Raw genomic sequence first — 17,955 nt, forward strand, 5'->3', positions numbered from 1 at the left:
CCTGGGTGCGCTCGGCGTCGCCGGTCTCCTCGCGGAGGACGGTGGTCGGCTCGCCGCGGGTGCCGGTCGGCTCGTCGTCGGCGGTGGCGCGGTGGTCGGCGCCGGTCGCGTCGTCCACGGGCTGCTCGCCGTCGGCGTGCGGGTCCGGCGCGGCCGGAGCCGGACCGTGGTCCACGGCAGGGGCCGCTCGCTCCGGGCCCGCGTCGGCGGGGACGGCGGGGACGGGGCCGGTGTCGCCGTCGGCCGGGGACGGCCGGGCGCCGTCGTCCTGGGCGAGCCAGGGTGCGTCGTCGGCGGGGGGTGCGGGGTCGAGCCGCTGCGACCACGGTGCGTCGGACGGGGCCTGGGTCGCGCCGCCTGAGTCGGTCGGGGCGTCGGCACTCACCGGCTCGACCGGCTCGTCGGGGTTGTCGCGCTCATAGGGGTTGTCGGACACGTCGCCTCCTCGGGTCTGCGATTCTCAACGTAGCGAGGCGCGGACCTGCCGCGGGGGGCGGCGCGCCGGTCAGGGCTCGGCGCGTCGGCGAGCCCGCCACACGACGGCGGCGAGCAGGACCGCGCCGGCAGCCACGGCCAGCTGCGCACCGGGGCGGCGGCGGGGCCGCACGGGTACGGGGCGGGAGAAGTCGCGCACCTGCCACCCCTGGGCGGTGGCGTGGCGGCGCAGGGCGCGGTCCGGGTTGACCGCGACCGGGTTCCCGACCGCCTCGAGCATCGGCAGGTCGGTGACGGAGTCGCTGTAGGCGTGGCTGGCGGCGAGGTTGTAGCCGCGCTCGCGGGCGAGCTCGCGGATCGCCGTCGCCTTCGTCGGCCCGTAGGCGTAGAACTCGAGCTGGTCGGTAAAGCGGCCGTCGGTGACGACGGGCCGGGTCGCGATGACGTGGTCGGCGCCGAGGAGCTCCCCGATCGGGCGGACGACGGCCTCGCTCGACGCGGAGACGACGACGACGTCCTCGCCGGCGGCCTGGTGCGCGGCGATGAGGTCGAGCGCCTCCTGGTAGACGACCGGACGCACGTGCGAGTCGACGGCCGCGGCGGCCACGGCCTCGGTCCGGGCCGCGTCCCAGCCGAGGGAGACGCGCGCGAGGCGCTCCTTCATCCGCTCGGTCTGGTCATGGTCGGCGCCGAAGGAGAGGTAGCCGAGCTGGGCGTAGAGGCCACGCAGCGCCCCGGCGCGGGTGAGCAGCCCGTCGGCGTAGAACGCCTTGGACAGGGCGAGCGACGAGGACCCGGCGATGACGGTCTTGTCGAGGTCGAAGAACGCGGCGGGACGACCCGGGGACGTGTGTGGCACTGAAGAACCTCCTTCCCCCGACCTTAACGGCCCCCTCCGACGTCCCACCCAGGAGGACGTGTCCGACAGGTGAGACGTGCGCTCGTCGCTGCCCGAGCGGGAGGGCTAGATTGCGCGGCACCACCGACGAGGGTGGGCTGAGACGACGAGGGGACGCGATGGCAGAGCGCACGACGACGCCGGAACGCGAGCAGTGGACCGGCCAGTACGGCTTCATCCTCGCCGCCATCGGATCGGCGGTGGGCCTGGGGAACATCTGGCGCTTCCCGGGCGTGGCCTACGAGAACGGCGGCGGCGCCTTCCTCATCCCCTACCTCGTCGCGCTCCTCACGGCCGGCATCCCGATCCTCCTGCTCGACTACTCCCTCGGGCACCGCTTCCGCGGGTCGGCGCCCTCGGTCTTCCGGCGGCTGGGGAAGAAGTTCGAGCCGCTGGGCTGGTTCCAGGTGGCCATCTCCTTCATCATCGCCACCTACTACACGGTCATCGTCGTGTGGGCGATCCGGTACATCGGCTTCTCCGTCGACCTCGCCTGGGGCGACGACCCCGGCGCCTTCTTCATCGAGGACTTTCTCCAGTACAGCGGTGCCGAGCTGAGCACCGACTTCGTCGGCGGGATCTTCTGGCCGATGCTCGTGCTGTGGCTCGTCGTCCTCGTCGTCCTCGCCCTGGGCGTCCAGCGGGGGCTGGAGCGGGCGAACAAGATCTTCATGCCGCTCCTCGTCATCCTCTTCGCGATCCTCGTCGTGCGTGCCCTCTTCCTCGATGGCGCGGTCGAGGGCCTCAACGAGTTCTTCACCCCGAACTGGGAGGCGCTGGGCGACGCCAACGTGTGGATCGCCGCCTACAGCCAGATCTTCTTCTCGCTGTCGATCGCCTTCGGCATCATGATCACGTACTCGAGCTACCTCAGGCGCCGCTCCAACGTCGCCCCCACCGCGTACGTCGTCGCCTTCGCCAACTCCTCCTTCGAGCTGCTCGCCGGGATCGGTGTCTTCGCCACCCTCGGCTTCATGGCCGCCCAGCAGGGCGTGGCTGTGGGGGAGCTGGAGAACCTCACGGGGCCGATGCTCAGTTTCGCCACCTTCCCGCAGATCGTGTCGGCGATGCCGGGTGGCCCCATCTTCGGGGTGCTGTTCTTCACCTCCCTGGCGCTCGCCGGCTTCACCTCGCTCATCTCGATCCTCCAGGTGGTCTCGGCCGCCTTCCAGGAGAAGTTCGGGCTCAGCCGGGTGCAGGTCTCGCTCCTCATCGGCGGCCTCGCGGCCGTCATCTCCCTCGTCCTGTACTCCTCGACCTCGGGCCTGGCGATCCTCGACACGGTCGACAAGCACACGAACGAGGTCGGCGTCGTCCTTTCCGCGATCCTCACCTGCGTCATCGTCACGCTCGGTGCCCGCAAGCTGCCGGAGCTGCGTGCCCACCTCAACGCGGTGTCCACCGGTCACGTCGGTCGCTGGTGGAGCCTGCTCGTCGGGGTGATCGTGCCCATCGCGCTCGTGGTCATGCTCGTCTCGAGCGTCCTCGGCCTCGTCGAGGAACCCTACGAGGGGTACCCGCGGTCCTTCCTCGCCGTCGCCGGCTGGGGCGTGCTGGGGCTCATGGCCGTCGCCGCCCTCGTCTACACGCTCATCCCGTGGCGCCGGTCCATCGACGACTTCACTCCCGACCCGCTGCCCGAGGAGGCCCGGCGATGACCTCGCTCTCGATCGCGCTCATGGTGATCTCCATCCTCATCATCTGGGGAGGGCTCGCCGTGGCCATCACCTTCCTCGTCAAGCATCCGCTCGAGGACGAGGACACCCCGGTGCAGCCCGGACAGTACCGGCCTCCTCGGCGCTGAGCCGCCGGTCCCCAGGGCCGGCTCACGAGCTGCTCCTCCCCAGCAGGGGACCGCGCCTGCGCGGTGGCGCCCCCCGGCTGGTCATCCTCGTGATGAGCGAGGAGGGCGAGCATGGAGGCAGGGGTACGGGCGGCACTCCGCTCGGGGGACCGTCACGTCGTCGAGCGGGTGCGGCGGCTGTGCGTCCTCGCGGGCGTCGAGCTCGAGGTGCGCGCACGCGGCAGCGACCCGCCGACGGCGGCGGCGGTGCTCATCGACGACCGCGCCGAGCCGGCCGACCCGCCCTGGCGGGGGAGCGCCACCACCGGGGAGGTGCTCGAGCTCGGTGACGGCGGGCTGACCCTGCCCGCGGACGCCGAGGTGGTGCTCGACGCGCTCAGCCGCGCGGCCGCACCCCGCCGTGCCCGGGTGGTGGGGCTGGTCGGTGCCGTGGGCGGCGTGGGGACCTCCGCGCTCGCCGCCGTCCTCGCGCGGCTGGCGGTGACGGCCGGGCGGACGACGGCGCTCGTCGACCTCGACCCCGCCGGCGGCGGGCTCGAGGTGCTGCTCGGCGTGGAGCACGACCCCGGCCCGCGCTGGTGCGACGTCCTCACCGAGCGCGGCGGCTTCCCGCCCGACCGGCTCATGGCGGCGCTGCCCCAGTGGCACGGGGCACGGGTGCTGTCCTCGGACGTCCGCGGCGGCGTGGCGGGCGGTCACCCGGTGGCCCTCGACGCCGTCGGCGCGCTGACCCGGGCGGCCGACGCACTCGTCCTCGACCTGCCGCGCGCGGTGCTCGCACCCGGCGCGGAGCGCGAGTGGCTGGCGCTGTGCGACGAGACGGTCCTCCTCACCGCCTGCGACACCCGGGCGGCCGCTGCTGCCGCGGCCGCGGTGGGTGTCCTCGGCGAGGTGCGGCTGGTGGTGCGGGGACCGGCAGCGGGCACGCTGCTCCCCGAGGACGTCGCCGACGTCTGCGGACGGCCGCTCGCCGCGGTCCTGCGTCCCGAGCGCGCCTTCACCGCAGGGGTCGAGCGCGGGCTGTCGCCGGGCGACCAGCGCCGTGGACCGCTCGTCGCCACCGGGCGCCGGCTGCTGCGGACGGTGGGGCTGGGCCCATGACGTCGGTGGCCGACGTCCGCGCGGCGGTGGCCCGCGGCGGGGGCGAGGCCGACGGGGCGGCCGTGAGCTCCGCCGTCGTCGGCGTGGCGGGACAGGCGGCGCAGGGCTGGCGGGCACTGCTGGAGCTCGACGCGCGCGCCCGGGCCGCGCTGGTGGGCGCCGGGGAGCTGCAGGACCTCCTCGAGGACCCGCTCGTGACGGACGTGCTCGTCAACGGACCCCGTGGCGTGTGGGCCGACCGCGGCCGGGGGCTGGTGCCCGTCCCGATGGAGCTCGGCGGGGAGGCGGCGGTCCGGGCACTGGCCACCCGGCTGGCGGCGGCGTGCGGCCAGCGGCTCGACGAGGCGTGCCCGGTCGTCGACGGCGCACTGCCCGACGGCACCCGCCTCCACGCGGTCCTGCCGCCTGTCTCCGCAGACGGCACGCTCATCAGCCTGCGTACCCAGCGCGGCCGGGCCCTGACCGTCGAGGAGCTCGTCGCCGGCGGCACGGTCGCGGCGCCGCTCGCCGACGTCCTGCGCGGGCTGGTCGCCACGCGCGCCAACGTCCTCGTCAGCGGCGCCGCCGGGGCCGGCAAGACGACGCTCCTCGCCGCGCTGCTGTCCACCGTGGGACCCCACGAGCGGATCGTCTGCATCGAGGAGGCCGTCGAGCTGCGGCCCGACCACCCCCACGTCGTCCACCTCCAGGTGCGCCGGGCCAACGTCCAGCGGGCCGGCGGCGTGGAGATGGCCGAGCTCGTCCGCGCTGCGATGCGGATGCGGCCCGACCGCCTCGTCCTCGGGGAGTGCCGCGGCGCGGAGGTGCGCGAGGTCCTCGGCGCCCTCAACACCGGCCACGACGGCGGCTGGGCCACCGTCCACGCCAACGCCCCGGCCGACGTGCCCGCCCGGCTCATCGCCCTCGGGTCCCTCGCCGGGCTCGGGGAGCACGCCGTCGCGGTCCAGGCCGTGAGCGCGCTGGACGCCGTCCTCCACGTGAGCCGGACCGAGGGCGGGCGGCGGCTGACGGAGGTCGGCGTCCTCGCGCGTCGCGGCCCCGAGCTCGTGTGCGACACCGCGCTGCGGGTCACGGCCCGCGGGGAGGTGCGGGAGGGACCCGCGTGGCCGGCGCTCGCCGACCGCCTCGACCGGCGGGAGCGGACATGACGCTCCTCGTGCTCCTCGCCCTGCTCGCGGCGGTCGCGTGGGCGCCGGGGCGTCCGGTGCCCTCGACGCGGGACGGGCCGCGGGTGGGGTGGTCCCGCCGGTGGTGGCCGCCCCGCGGACGGCGGCGTCCGAGGAGGCTGGACCTCGCCATCTTCGTCACCGAGGTGGCGAGCCGGCTGCGGACCGGCGCGACGCCCGAGGCCGCCTGGGCGGCGACGGTGGGCCGGCTCCTCGGTCCGGACGAGGTCCCGGACGGGGACGGTGCAGGTCATGGCGGGGACGACGGCATCCCGCCCGCGCTGAGCCGTCTCGCCGTCCACTGCGCCGCAGACCCGGCGGCTGCCGCCGCGGTCCGCACCGTGGTCGCCGCCAGCCGGCTCACGCACACCCTCGGCTCCCCGCTGGCCGAGGTGCTCGACCGCTGCGCCGTGACGGTGACCGAGGCGGAGCAGGCCCGTGACGCCCGCCGGGTGGCGCTCGCCGGGCCCCGCTCCACCGCGCGGATCCTCGCCGGCCTGCCGCTCCTCGGCCTCCTGCTCGGCGCGGGCCTCGGCGCCGACCCTCTCGGCTCGGCGACCGACGGCGGCTGGGGGACGGCCAGCGTGCTCGCCGGGCTGCTCCTGCTCCTCGCGGGGCGGAGGTGGACGGCCGCACTCGTCACCGCCGCGGAGGCGCCGGGCCACGTGGGGCCGCGGCGCTCGCGGGCGGCGGCACGGCGGTGAGCGGTGCGCTGCTGCTGCTCGCGGTCGCCCTTGCCGCGCTGCCCTGGCTGCTCGCGCGGCCCGGCGCTCCACGCGCGCGGCCGGCACGACGCCGGACGACGCGGCCACCCCTCGGGACCGACGCCGCGGTCCTCCTCGACCTCCTCGACGTCGCCCTCGCGTCTGGCGCGTCGGTGCCCGGGGCGCTCGCGGCCCTTGCGGCAGCCACCACCCCCGACCCCGTGGCGGACCAGCTGCGCTCCGCCGCCACGTCCCTGCGCCTGGGGGCCACGTGGGAGGAGGCCTGGGAGCGCTGCCCGCCGTCGCTCCGGCCCCTCGCGGCAGCCCTGGAGCCGGGCTGGACCGACGGCGTGGACCCGTGCCCGCTCGTGCGGCAGGCCGCCGCGTCGATCCGCTCCCGCCGTCGTCAGGAGGCTCAGGAGGCCGCGGCCCGCCTCGGCGCGCGCCTCGTCCTGCCACTGGGCCTGTGCTTCCTGCCGGCCTTCGTCCTGCTCGCGATGGCGCCGGTGCTCCTCTCGGGGGTCGGCTCGCTGCTCGGGGGCTGAGCCCCAGGCCCGCCTCGCGGGGGCGCCGTGCACAGAAGGGGCACCGGCCTCGGCAGCACGTGGGGACGCGGACCCACAGTGGACGGACCGGCTGACTCGCAGCCGGACCGACGAAAGGACGACCATCATGCGTTGGGCACGAACTGCACGAGCGTCACTGCAGGCCCGCCTGCGGACGCTGCGGCGCACCGCCGAGGCCGGCATGGCCACGGCCGAGTACGCCATCGCCACCCTCGCCGCGGCGGGCTTCGCCGGGCTGCTCCTCGTCATCCTGCGCAGTGCCGAGGTGCGGGGCTTCCTCCTCGGCATCATCCGCCAGGCCCTCCAGGTGGGATGACGTGGACGGCGGGGCAGGACGGCGCCGCGCGCGTCCCGGAGACGAGCGGGGCGCGGTGACGGCCGAGCTGGCGCTCGTCCTGCCCGCCGTCGTCATGGTCCTGCTCGTGTGCTGCACCCTGGGTGCGGCCGTGCTCGGGCAGGTGCGCTGCGCCGACGCGGCACGCGCCGCGGCCCGGGCGGCGGCGATCGGTGAGCCGGCGGCGGTCGTCACGTCCGTCGCCCGCGAGCTCGCCGGCGCGGACGCCGCCGTGAGCGTCGACATCGACGGGGCGTGGGTGGAGGTTATCGTCTCGCGTCCGGTGACCTCCGGGGTACTGGGCGCCGGCACGCTCGAGGCCCGGGCCAGCGCCCGGGCCTGGGTGGAGCCGGGGCCGTGAGCGCCACCCGCCGGGGCGGCCCGCCGCCCCCGAGGCCGGGAGCGAGGCTCGGGGACCGTCCTGGGGATCGGGGTGGTCGCCGTCGCGCTCGTCCTCCTCGTCGCGGTCGCGACGCTCGGACAGGTGGTGGCGGGACGCGGGTCGGCCCAGGCCGCCGCCGACCTCGCAGCCCTGGCCGCGGCCGAGCGCCTGCACGCGCCCGGAGCGGGGGCCGGCGCCTGCGCCGTGGCGGCACAGGTCGCGTCCGCGTACGGGACCGCCCTGACCGGCTGCGCAGTCCAGGGGGAGGAGGTGACGGTCGAGGTCGCCCGGGAGGTCGGCCCGGGGCTCGTGGCGCGAGCGGGCGCGCGCGCCGGACCGGCGCAGCGAGGCGGCGGCGCGTCGGCCGCCCGGGCTACGCGGGGCAGGCGGCGACGAGGAAGCGCAGCACGCGCACCGCCGCCGCCTTGTCGAGGGGCGAGTTGCCGTTGCCGCACTTGGGCGACTGCACGCAGCTCGGGCAGCCGTCGGCGCAGCCGCAGCCGGCCACCGCGCCGAGGGTCGCGGTGAGCCACTCCCGGGCCGCGCGGAAGCCGCGCTCGGCGAAACCCGCCCCGCCCGGGTAGGCGTCGTGGACGAACACCGTGGGCACGAGCGTGTCCTGGTGGACGGCGGTCGACAGGCCACCGAGGTCCCACCGGTCGCAGGTGGCGACGATCGGCAGCAGCCCGATGGACGCGTGCTCGGCGGCATGGAGCGCGCCGGGCAGCACGTCGGCGCCCACACCCACCTCCGCCAGCGCCTCCGCGCTCACCGACCACCACACCGCGCTCGTGCGCAGGACGCGCTCGGGCAGCTCGAGCGGGTAGCTGCCGACGATCTCCAGCCCGGGCAGCCGGCGCCGGTCGAAGCCGGTCACCTGGGAGGTCACCTCCACCGCCCCGCGGGACCACCGCACGGTGGCGCCGCCGGGGTGGGACCACTCGGCGTGCTCCTGCTCCTCGATGATCCGCACGGTCGTCGCGCTGCGTGCCTTGGTCCGGTAGGACACCTCGGGCTCGGCGTGGACGAGGGCGACGTCGTCGGCGAGCTGGTCGACGACGAAGGTGCGGCCCTGGTGGACGTAGACGGCGCCCGGGTGGACCGTGCCGTCGGCGCGCGCGCCGTCGACCGTGCCGAGCACGCGGCCCGTCCCGGCCTCGACGACCTGCACCGGCTGGCCGTGACCACCGCGCAGGTCGGTGAGGGAGGAGGGCTGCTCGGGCCGGGAGAAGTTCCAGAACCAGCCGTTCGGGCGGCGGCGCAGGAACTCCTGCGCGGTGAGGAGCTGGAGCAGGGAGTCGTCGGCCAGTCCGAAGCGTGGCAGGTCGGCCTCGGTGAGCGGGACCTCCGCGGCCGCGGCGCACAGGTGCGGGGCGAGGACGTAGGGGTTGGCGGGGTCGAAGGTCGTCACCTCCACCGCCTGGCCGAAGACCGCCTCGGGGTGGTGGACGAGGTAGGCGTCCAGCGGGTCCTCCGAGGCGACCAGCACCGCCAGGCCGTCCCGCCCGGCGCGGCCGGAGCGGCCGGCCTGCTGCCACATCGACACGCGGGTGCCCGGCCAGCCGGTCATGACGACGGCGTCCAACCCGGAGACGTCCAGGCCCAGCTCGAGCGCGTTTGTCGTCGCGAGCGCCAGCAGGTCCCCCTCCCGCAGGGCCCGCTCCAGGGCGCGGCGCTCCTCGGGGAGGTAGCCGCCGCGGTAGGCGGCCACACGGTCCGACAGGCCGGTCCCGGCGAGCTGGTGCTGGATCTGCTCGGCCACCGCCTCGGCCCCGTAGCGGGAGCGGACGAAGGCGAGCGTGCGCGCGCCGGCCCGCACGAGGCGGGCGACGAGCGCGGACGCCTCGCTGGACGCGCTGCGCCGGGGGCCGGCGGCGTCGAGCTCGGCCTGCTCCTCCGGCAGCACGACCCCCTCCGCGGGCCACTGGCGACCCTCCCGGGTGAAGCCGGGCTGCCACAGGACGATCGTGCGGGTCCCGCTGGGCGCCGTGTCCTCGACGACCGCGTGCACCTCGGCGGGGTCGACCCCGATGAGGCGGGCACCGGTCGCGGCCGGGTCACCGGTCGTCGCGGAGGCGAGGACCACCGTCGGGCGCGCGCCGTAGTGCTCGGCCACGCGCAGCAGCCGGCGCAGCACCAGGGCCACGTGCGCGCCCAGCACCCCGCGGTAGGCGTGGCACTCGTCGACGACGACGAAGCGCAGCCCGCGCAGCAGCCGCTGCCAGCGCCGGTGGCGGGGCAGCATGGAGAAGTGGAGGAAGTCCGGGTTGCTCAGCACGATGTCGGCGTGGTCGCGGGCCCAGTCCCGCTCGGCGAGCGGGGTGTCGCCGTCGCAGGTGGTGGCCCGCACGCCCCGCAGCGACGCCGCGTCGAGGAGCCGCTCGAGACTGGCGAGCTGGTCCGCGGCCAGAGCCTTCGTCGGTGAGAGGTACAGCGTCGTGGGCCGGCGGGCGTAGCCGGCGATCCGGCCGGAGCCCGGGCCGGCCGCCGCCTCGGCGCCCTCCCGCACGGCGCTGATCGCCGGCAGCCACGCCGCCAGCGACTTCCCCGAGCCGGTGGCCGTCGCGATGACGGTGTGCCGCCCCGACCACACGGACTCGGCCGCCTCGACCTGGTGCTCCCAGGGCGCCTCGACGCCCAGCCGCCGGTAGCCCGCGACGAGGTCGGTGTCCGCCCACGCGGGCCAGTCGCCCGTGCGCCCCGGGCGTGCGGGGATCCGCTCGACGTGGAGGAGCCGGTCGTCGCCCTCGCCGAGCTGGTGCAGGAGGGGGAGGAGCTCGGTCACCCCGCCATCATCGCCCCGCAGGCGCCGCGGGGCGGCACGAGGACTGGACGGAGGAACGAGCGGGGTCGTCCGACAGCCCGATTCTCGCGTCGTCCCCACCTGAAGTGCTCGGCAGGAGCCGCCGACGTGCGTAGACTCCGGCACGTCAATGCGCGGCGGTTGCGCCGCACGAACGCCGCCGAGCGCTGACACTGCTGTGAGCGCCGGTGGGCACTGCCGAGGAGGGCGGATGCTCGAGCTGAGTGCGTCAAGTCTGGTCATAGTCGGGGTCATCGCGGGTGTCGCGGTCGTCGCGCTGCTCATCGCGGTCGTGCTGCGCGGGCAGGTGCTCGCGGCCGACGAGGGGTCGGTCCGGATGAGGGAGATCGCCCAGGCGATCCAGGAGGGCGCCCGCGCCTACCTCAACCGGCAGTTCCGGACGCTGGCGCTGTTCGTCGTCGTCGTCTTCGCGCTGCTGTTCCTGCTGCCCGGTGACGGCGGGATCAAGGTGGGCCGCGCCGTCGCCTTCCTCTTCGGCGCCGGGTTCTCCGCCGCGATCGGCTACCTCGGCATGTGGCTGGCCACTCGCGCCAACCTGCGCGTGGCCGCGTCCGCCCAGCACCCGGGCGGTCGCGCGGAGGGTGCCCGCATCGCCTTCCGCACGGGCGGGGTCGTGGGCATGTCCGTCGTCGGCCTCGGCCTGCTCGGCGCGGCCGGCGTCGTGCTCATCTTCCAGGGCGACGCGCCGGCCGTGCTCGAGGGCTTCGGCTTCGGCGCCGCCCTGCTCGCGATGTTCATGCGGGTGGGCGGAGGCATCTTCACCAAGGCCGCCGACGTCGGCGCCGACCTCGTCGGCAAGGTCGAGCAGGGCATCCCCGAGGACGACCCGCGCAACGCAGCCACCATCGCCGACAACGTCGGTGACAACGTCGGCGACTGCGCCGGCATGGCCGCCGACCTCTTCGAGTCCTACGCCGTCACGCTCGTGGCCTCCCTCATCCTCGGCAAGGCCGCCTTCGGCGAGCAGGGCATCATCTTCCCGCTCATCGTCGCGGCCATCGGCGCGGTCGTCGCCGTCCTCGGCGTGGTCATCACGCGGGTGCGGGGCACCGAGGACGCGCTCACGACGATCTACCGCGGCTTCTACATCTCCGCGCTCGCCGGGGTGCTCCTCGCGGCGCTCGCCGCCTTCCTCTACCTGCCGTCCACCTTCGGTGCCATCACCGGGGTGAGCGCCGAGCTCGCCGACCACTCCGGCGACCCGCGGCTCATCGCCGCCGCCGCCGTGACGATCGGCGTCGTCCTGGCCGGCATCATCCTGTGGCTCACCGGCTACTTCACCGGCACCACCTCCAAGCCCACCCTGCACGTGGCCAGCACGTCCCAGACCGGTGCCGCGACCGTCGTGCTGTCCGGCATCGGGGTCGGCTTCGAGTCGGCCGTCTACACGGCCGGCATCATCGCCGCCGCGATCTGCGGCGTCTTCCTCCTCGCGGGCGGCTCGGTGTGGCTCTCGCTCTTCCTCGTCGCGCTCGCCGGCTGCGGGCTGCTCACCACCGTCGGCGTCATCGTCGCGATGGACACCTTCGGGCCCGTGTCGGACAACGCCCAGGGCATCGCCGAGATGTCTGGGGAGGTCGACGAGGAGGGCGCCCAGATCCTCACCGACCTCGACGCCGCTGGGAACACGACCAAGGCCATCACCAAGGGCATCGCGATCGCCACCGCGGTCCTGGCCGCCACGGCGCTCTTCGGCTCCTACGCCGACGCCGTCGCGACGTCCCTGCAGGACATCCTCGACTCCGGCAAGGAGGTCGCCGGCGGGGTCATCACCTCGATGCTCGCCTACGACATCATCTCGCCGGTGACCCTCGTGGGCGTCATCCTCGGCGCCGCCACGGTCTTCCTCTTCTCCGGCCTCGCGATCGACGCCGTCACCCGGGCGGCCGGCGCCATCGTCTTCGAGGTGCGCCGCCAGTTCCGGGAGAACCCGGGCATCATGACCGGCGAGGTGCGCCCCGAGTACGGCCGCGTCGTCGACATCTGCACCCGCGACTCGCTGCGCGAGCTCGCCACCCCCGGACTGCTCGCCGCCTTCGCTCCGATCGCGGTGGGCTTCGGGCTCGGCGTCGGTCCGCTGGCCGGCTTCCTCGGCGGGTCGATCGCCGCCGGGGTGCTCATGGCGGTGTTCCTCGCCAACGCCGGTGGGACGTGGGACAACGCGAAGAAGATCATCGAGGACGGGAAGTACGGCGGCAAGGGCTCCGACGCGCACGCCGCCGTCGTCATCGGGGACACGGTCGGTGACCCGTTCAAGGACACCGCCGGCCCGGCCATCAACCCGCTCATCAAGGTGATGAACCTCGTCGCGCTCCTCATCGCGCCCGCCGTGGTCCAGCTGAGCGTGCCGGCCGACGCCAACCACGTGCTGCGCATCGGCATCGCCTCGGCGGCCGCCGCGGTTGCCTTCGGCGCCGTCATCGCCTCCCGCTTGCGGGCCGCGAAGGTCGACCAGGAGAACGAGGCCCGCGCCGCGGTCGCCGCAGCCAGTCCGCGCTGACGCCGACGCCCCCCCCCCACTCCTCATGGGCGATTTCTGCGGCTCGACGGCACTCGGCGCTGCAGAAATCGCCCATATGTGAGAGGAGGTCAGCTTTCGGAGGGGTGGTGGCGTGGTCAGGCGGGGGAGTTGCAGCGGGCGAAGTCGCCGCTGCGGCCGGCGTGGTAGGAGAACCCGGCCCTCGGCCGCGAGCACGAGGCGGGCGCCGGGCACCTGGGCCTGGGTGTAGCTCATCCCCGGCCGCGGGCAGCCGAGGGAGCCGTCGGGCCACGTGACGTCCTCGTGGCTCACCACGGTGACCTCTGCCGGCTCGACCTCGAGGTGTGCGGCGAGGTCCGCGACGGCCGCGTCGACCTGCGGCGTCCGCTCGACGGCGGAACTGCTGGGTGCGGGCGTCGTCGGCGCCGGCAGCTCGTGGGACGACGGCGTCTCCTCGGGCGTCTCGCCGGGGGAGGGCTCACCCCCGCAGGCGGTGAGCAGGAGGACGACGACGGCGAGGGCGGCGGTCCGGGGGGCGCTCACAGTCCCAGCCCCTCCCCGACGGCGACGAGCCGCTCGCGCAGGGGAGCGGACCGCTCCGCGAAGGCGCGCTGCGCCGCCACGTACTCCGCCCGGCCCTCGGCCGTCTCGATGGCCACCGGGCGGTGGCGCAGGGACGTGACGTCGTAGGGGGAGGCCCGCATGTCGAGGACCCGGATGTCGCGGGCCAGCGCGACGCAGTCGAGGAGCAGCTCCCCGGGGCACGCCGGCCCGAGGGTGAGGGCCGCGCGCATGAGGTCCATGTTCGCGTGGAGGCAACCGGGCTGCTCGAGCTCGGGCTGGTTCTCCCGGGAGGGCTGCAGCCGGTTGACCGGCCGCGCGGCGGGGGTGAAGAAGCGGAAGGCGTCGAAGTGCGTGCAGCGCACGGGATGCCCCTCGACCACCGCGTCGGTCCCCTCCGGTCCCAGGCGCAGCGGGAGGTCGTGACGCCGCTCGGCCTCCGGCTGCCGGTAGACCATCGCCCACTCGTGCAGGCCGAGGCAGCCCAGGTGCGCGGGACGCGCGGCGGTGGCGCGCAGGACGGTGAGGAGCTGGCGCAGCGCCGGCCCGCGGTCGGCGACGAAGGCGTCCGCGTCCAGCCGCACACCGCCGTCGGGGGTGCGCACGTGCCAGCGCCACCCGGCCCGGCCGGCCAGCAGCTCGTCGTCGTCGGCGAGGAGCGTCACGCCGGTGCCGGGGTGCCAGCGGTCGAGCCGTCCGGCGCGGAGCGCGTAGTAGTCGAAGAGGAAGTCCTCGACCGGGTGCTTCTCGCCGCGCGAGCGGCGCTCGCGGTGCGTGCGGGTGAGCTCCAGCGCCCGTTCCCGGTGGCGCGACTCGCGCGCGAGCCACTCGGGCGCGGCCAGCACCCGAGCCTCCACCACTGCCGTCACGGTCATGCCCCCAGCCTAGGCAGCCCACCGCCCTCCTCCCCGCCGAGAGCCGAGCTGCTCCGGTAACAACTCAGCTCTCGACGATGAGGGGGAGGGGGCAGCTACAGGGCGGCTCGGCGACGGTGGGCGAGCAGGCCGGCCCCGCCGGCCACGGTGAGCAGCGCCAGACCCACAAGCGCCAGCACCGGGGCGCCGGTGCTCGGCAGGCGGCCGGGCCCGGCCGCCGCTGGCGGTGTCGTCGCGTCGGGGCTCGGCGGCGCGGTGGTCGGCGCGGGGTCCGCGGTGCTCGGCTCCTCGGTGGGCTCCTCGCCGGGCGTCGTCGGCTGCGGCTCGGGTAGCGGCTCGGTGACGAGCCACCAGTTCTCGACGAAGAAGTCCGCCGGGTCGATGACCCCGCGCTCCTGGGCCCACTCGATGAGCAGCTGGCGGATCTCCAGCCGCTCGTCGTACACGACCTCGGCCTCCGCGACGTGCGGGTAGGCACCACCGCCGCTCTGGCGGTAGTTGTTCACGGCCATGACGAACTCGTCGTCCTCGCCCACGGGCTCGCCGTCGGGATAGGTGAGGCTCGCGAGCCGCTCGCCCACCGGCTGGGAGATGTCGATGACGTACTCCAGCCCCGAGATGACGTCGTAGTTGTAGTCCGGCACTCCCTCCGGACGGTCCGGGTAGACGGCGTTCGTGCCGGTCTCGGGGTCGAACTCCGCCCCCTCCGCCACCTGGTTGAAGTACCGCGCCGAGTACTCGAGGTAGTCGCGCAGCTCGGCACCGGTGAGGACCACCGCCGACAGCGTGTTCTCGTAGATGTACAGCCCAGCGATGTCGGCGATCGTCACCTCGCCCTCGGGGAAGACGGCCGTGCGCGAGAAGGGCGAGGCCTGGGAGATGACCGTGCGTCCGGCGCTCTCCTCCTCGCCGAGCGCCGCCTCGACGGTCGTCTGCTGGACGTGGTTGATGAAGTCGATGATCGGGGTGTCCTCGTAACGGGACGTCTCGGCCAGCAGGTCGGTGACCGACTCCGCCACCGGGGTGTTGACGTAGTCGACCGTCGTCGCGTGCTCCTCGGCGAGCAGCTCCTGCAGGCCCTCGTCCTCGGCGTAGTCGGTGCCGCGGTGCGCCACCGCCGTGGGGGCACCGGCCTCGCTCCAGTCGACCTCCCAGCCGTCCTCGGCGTCGGGCACGAGGCCGAGCGTCGTCTCGGTGAGCGAGCGCGCCCAGTAGCTCGGCTGGGTCATGAGGACGCTCTCGCCCTCGACGTTCGTCAGCAGCTCCTGCGGACGGTCCTGGTGGGTGTGGCCGGCGACGATGACGTCGATGCCCGGCACGAAGTGTGCGATGTTGTTCGTGACGTCCTCGTGGAGCGCGTCGCGGTCGTAGGCGTCGTTCTCCACGTTGCCCAGGCCGGTGTGGGCGATGACGACGACGACGTCGGCCAGAGCGTCCACTTCCGGGACCCACCGTTCCGCGGCGGTCACCATGTCCTGGAACTCCAGGACGCCCTCGACGTGCTGCTTGTCCCAGACCCGCACGCCGGGGGTCACCAGGCCGATGACGCCGACGGTGACGTCCTCGCCGTCGATGTCCATCTCCACGAGCTCGTAGGGCTGGTGGTAGGGCTCGCCCGTCTCGACGTCGATGACGTTGGCCCCGAGCAGCGGTGCGTCGAGGTCCTCGCCGTAGGCGGACAGGAGGTCGAGCCCGTAGTTGTACTCGTGGTTGCCGACGACCTGGACGTCGTAGTCCAGGGCGTTGAAGGCGGCGGCCATCGGGTGGGTGACCTCGTCATCGAGGACGGACTGCCGGCCCTGCCCCATGCCGTAGTAGTAGGTGAGCGGCGTGCCCTGGATAGCGTCACCGTTGTCGAGGAGGAGGACGGAGTCCTCGCCCCTCTCGGCGCGGACCTCCTCGACGGCCGTCGCGACACGGGTGAGCCCGAGCGAGTCGTCCTCGGGGAAGGGCTGGTTGCGGAAGTAGTCCCAGTCGTAGACGTGACCGTGGACGTCCGTGGTGGCGAGGAGTGTGAGCTCGAGCCGGTCCGGCTCGACGGGCTGGCCGACGGCGGGCGCGGCCGCCGCTGCCAGGAGGAGCGCCGCCGTCGTCGCGGCGGGAACTGCTCTGCGTGTGCGCATGTGGTCCTTCCGGGTGGGTGTGGACGTGTGCTGCCACCGCACGGGCCGGTCAGGCACGCCGTCGGCAGACGCTGACGAGGCTAGCGCCCGGCTGTGACACAGGACACCCCCGTACTCTCGGGTCCATGCCGAGCCCCCTCCCGCCCCGCCTGCCCGCTGCGCTCGCCGACGGCCTGCGCGCCGACCTCGCCGCCGGCTACACCCGCGCCGCCGTCGAGGACACGCTCGGTCCGGTCGCCACCGCGGCCCTGCAGCGGGAGGAACCGGTCGCCGCCCGTCGGGCCACGGACGGGGTCACCGAGCCCGCCGCCGTCCTCACCCGGCTCTTCCTCCTCGGTGACCCGGTCACCCGGGCGGCGCTCGACACCGCGCTGCCGCGGACGACGACGGCGGGGGCCACCGCCGTCGGGCTCGTCACCGCGGCGGGGGAGGGCGACGACGACGAGGTGCGCGCCGCCGTCGACCTCCGTCCCTACGAGGCCAGCGACGCGGCCGGTGACGCCCGCTGGTGGCTCGCCTCGGACCTCGGTGAGCTCGCGACGGGCCGCGGCCTCCAGGCCGACCACGTCCTCGGGATCGGGGGCGCCTCCCTCACCCTCGCCCGCATCACCGTGCGCGACCACCGGCCGCGCGTGCTCGACCTCGGCACGGGCTGCGGTGTCCAGGCGCTCCACGCGTCCCGGCACGCCGACCACGTCCTGGGCACCGACGTCTCGCGCCGTGCCCTGGACTTCGCCGCCTTCAACGCCGCGCTCGCCGGGACGCCGCTGGAGCTGCGCGAGGGCTCGCTGCTCGAGCCGGTCGCCGGGGAGCGCTTCGACCTCGTCGTGTCCAACCCGCCCTTCGTCATCACCCCGCCGGCCGCCCACGCCGCCGGCCTGCCCGTCATGGAGTACCGCGACGGCGCCCGGCCCGGCGACTCGCTCGTCGCCGACCTCGTCTCCGGGCTCGGGGACCACCTGGCGCCGGGCGGCGTGGCGCAGCTCCTGGGCAACTGGGAGCACCACGCCGGGGAGGACTGGCGCGAGCGGGTGGGCGGCTGGCTGGAGGCCGCCGGCACCGACGGCTGGGTGGTCCAGCGCGAGGTGCAGGACCCGGCGGAGTACGCCCACACCTGGCTGCGCGACGGCGGGCTGCGGCCCGGCAGCGCGCTCTTCGACGCCGCGCTGTCCGCGTGGCTCGACGACTTCGCCGCCCGCGGCGTGGACGCCGTGGGCTTCGGCTACCTCGTCCTGCGCCGGCCCGCCGCGGACACCGGCCCGCGCTGGCGCCGCGTCGAGGAGCTGACCTCGCCGGTGCAGGGACCGCTCGGTGGGCACGTCGCCCACGTGCTCGCCGCCCAGGAGTGGCTCGCCGCGACCGACGACGCCGCGCTCGCGGCGCAGACCCTCCGGGTGGCCGAGGACGTCACCGAGGAGCGCCACCTGCGCCCGGGCGAGCCCGACCCGCGCGTCCTCCTGCTGCGCCAGGGCGGCGGCTTCGGCCGCACCTACCAGCTCGGCACGCTCGTCGCCGGGGCCGTCGGCGCCTGCGACGGGGAGCTGACGGTCGGGCAGATCGTCGGGGGGCTCGCCGTCGTCCTCGACCAGCCCGCCGACGCCGTCGCCGCCGAGGTCCTGCCCGCCGTCCGCGACCTCGTCCTCGACGGGCTCCTCGTCCCCACCGCCGACTGAGCGGGCAGGCGCGGGACACCGCCCGCGCGG

The 17,955-nt window shown here is 75.1% G+C and carries 14 protein-coding genes and 2 pseudogenes; 11 read left to right on the forward strand and 5 right to left on the reverse strand.

Going from position 1 to position 17,955, the window contains the following annotated elements; genetic code table 11:
- Both ACWPXV_RS12955 and ACWPXV_RS12960 read right to left on the reverse strand, forming a co-directional pair.
- Positions 1–436 (reverse strand): annotated as a pseudogene (locus tag ACWPXV_RS12955) (hypothetical protein); the annotation flags it as partial.
- 69 nt (positions 437–505) lie between these two features.
- Positions 506–1,294, reverse strand: a complete 789-nt coding sequence (locus ACWPXV_RS12960; RefSeq protein WP_454085597.1) for an HAD family hydrolase — start codon at positions 1,292–1,294, stop codon at positions 506–508.
- A 158-nt stretch (positions 1,295–1,452) separates the two neighbouring features.
- Here ACWPXV_RS12960 and ACWPXV_RS12965 point away from each other — a divergent pair, with 158 nt between their 5' ends.
- From ACWPXV_RS12965 to ACWPXV_RS13005, 9 genes and pseudogenes are all read left to right on the forward strand, one after another.
- Entirely contained in the window at positions 1,453–2,991 is a 1,539-nt protein-coding gene (locus ACWPXV_RS12965) for a sodium-dependent transporter (protein WP_454085598.1), read from the forward strand.
- Positions 2,988–3,137: a methionine/alanine import family NSS transporter small subunit gene (locus ACWPXV_RS12970; protein WP_454085599.1), complete on the forward strand. Its 150-nt coding sequence runs from the start codon at positions 2,988–2,990 to the stop codon at positions 3,135–3,137. Before ACWPXV_RS12965 ends, ACWPXV_RS12970 begins: the two co-directional genes overlap by 4 nt.
- A gap of 111 nt (positions 3,138–3,248) precedes the next feature.
- Positions 3,249–4,238, forward strand: a complete 990-nt coding sequence (gene ssd / locus ACWPXV_RS12975; protein ID WP_454085600.1) for a septum site-determining protein Ssd — start codon at positions 3,249–3,251, stop codon at positions 4,236–4,238.
- The gene (locus ACWPXV_RS12980) at positions 4,235–5,386 is read left to right on the forward strand and encodes a TadA family conjugal transfer-associated ATPase (RefSeq protein WP_454085601.1); all 1,152 of its coding nucleotides are present in this window, start codon (positions 4,235–4,237) and stop codon (positions 5,384–5,386) included. The genes ssd and ACWPXV_RS12980 overlap by 4 nt, the downstream gene beginning before the upstream one ends.
- Positions 5,383–6,108, forward strand: a complete 726-nt coding sequence (locus ACWPXV_RS12985) for a hypothetical protein (protein WP_454085602.1) — start codon at positions 5,383–5,385, stop codon at positions 6,106–6,108. Before ACWPXV_RS12980 ends, ACWPXV_RS12985 begins: the two co-directional genes overlap by 4 nt.
- Positions 6,105–6,653 carry a type II secretion system F family protein gene (locus ACWPXV_RS12990; RefSeq protein ID WP_454085603.1) on the forward strand — a complete coding sequence of 183 codons (549 nt, stop codon included), beginning with the start codon at positions 6,105–6,107 and terminating at the stop codon, positions 6,651–6,653. Before ACWPXV_RS12985 ends, ACWPXV_RS12990 begins: the two co-directional genes overlap by 4 nt.
- Before the next feature lie 127 nt (positions 6,654–6,780).
- The gene (locus tag ACWPXV_RS12995) at positions 6,781–6,990 is read left to right on the forward strand and encodes a DUF4244 domain-containing protein (protein WP_251305796.1); all 210 of its coding nucleotides are present in this window, start codon (positions 6,781–6,783) and stop codon (positions 6,988–6,990) included.
- Between the two features lie 55 nt (positions 6,991–7,045).
- Positions 7,046–7,369, forward strand: coding sequence for a TadE family type IV pilus minor pilin (locus ACWPXV_RS13000; RefSeq protein WP_454085604.1), 324 nt, complete (start codon positions 7,046–7,048; stop codon positions 7,367–7,369).
- A gap of 51 nt (positions 7,370–7,420) precedes the next feature.
- A pseudogene (locus ACWPXV_RS13005) lies at positions 7,421–7,717 on the forward strand (Rv3654c family TadE-like protein); the annotation flags it as partial.
- A gap of 46 nt (positions 7,718–7,763) precedes the next feature.
- On the opposite strand, the gene ACWPXV_RS13010 reads toward ACWPXV_RS13005, so the two are convergent.
- Positions 7,764–10,175: a DEAD/DEAH box helicase gene (locus tag ACWPXV_RS13010; RefSeq protein WP_454085605.1), complete on the reverse strand. Its 2,412-nt coding sequence runs from the start codon at positions 10,173–10,175 to the stop codon at positions 7,764–7,766.
- Positions 10,176–10,404: 229 nt separating this feature from the next.
- Between ACWPXV_RS13010 and ACWPXV_RS13015 the strand changes: the two genes are divergently transcribed.
- The gene (locus tag ACWPXV_RS13015) at positions 10,405–12,714 is read left to right on the forward strand and encodes a sodium-translocating pyrophosphatase (protein WP_454085606.1); all 2,310 of its coding nucleotides are present in this window, start codon (positions 10,405–10,407) and stop codon (positions 12,712–12,714) included.
- Between the two features lie 518 nt (positions 12,715–13,232).
- On the opposite strand, the gene ACWPXV_RS13020 is transcribed toward ACWPXV_RS13015, so the two are convergent.
- Together ACWPXV_RS13020 and ACWPXV_RS13025 are read right to left on the reverse strand one after the other, a co-directional pair.
- Positions 13,233–14,129 carry a 3-methyladenine DNA glycosylase gene (locus ACWPXV_RS13020; RefSeq protein WP_454085607.1) on the reverse strand — a complete coding sequence of 299 codons (897 nt, stop codon included), beginning with the start codon at positions 14,127–14,129 and terminating at the stop codon, positions 13,233–13,235.
- Positions 14,130–14,224: 95 nt separating this feature from the next.
- Entirely contained in the window at positions 14,225–16,252 is a 2,028-nt protein-coding gene (locus ACWPXV_RS13025) for a bifunctional metallophosphatase/5'-nucleotidase (RefSeq protein ID WP_454085608.1), read from the reverse strand.
- A 125-nt stretch (positions 16,253–16,377) separates the two neighbouring features.
- Between ACWPXV_RS13025 and ACWPXV_RS13030 the strand changes: the two genes are divergently transcribed.
- Positions 16,378–17,925, forward strand: a complete 1,548-nt coding sequence (locus ACWPXV_RS13030; RefSeq protein ID WP_454085609.1) for a DUF7059 domain-containing protein — start codon at positions 16,378–16,380, stop codon at positions 17,923–17,925.
- Positions 17,926–17,955 lie beyond the last annotated feature (30 nt).

It is taken from the genome of Georgenia sp. Marseille-Q6866, from assembly GCF_965111665.1.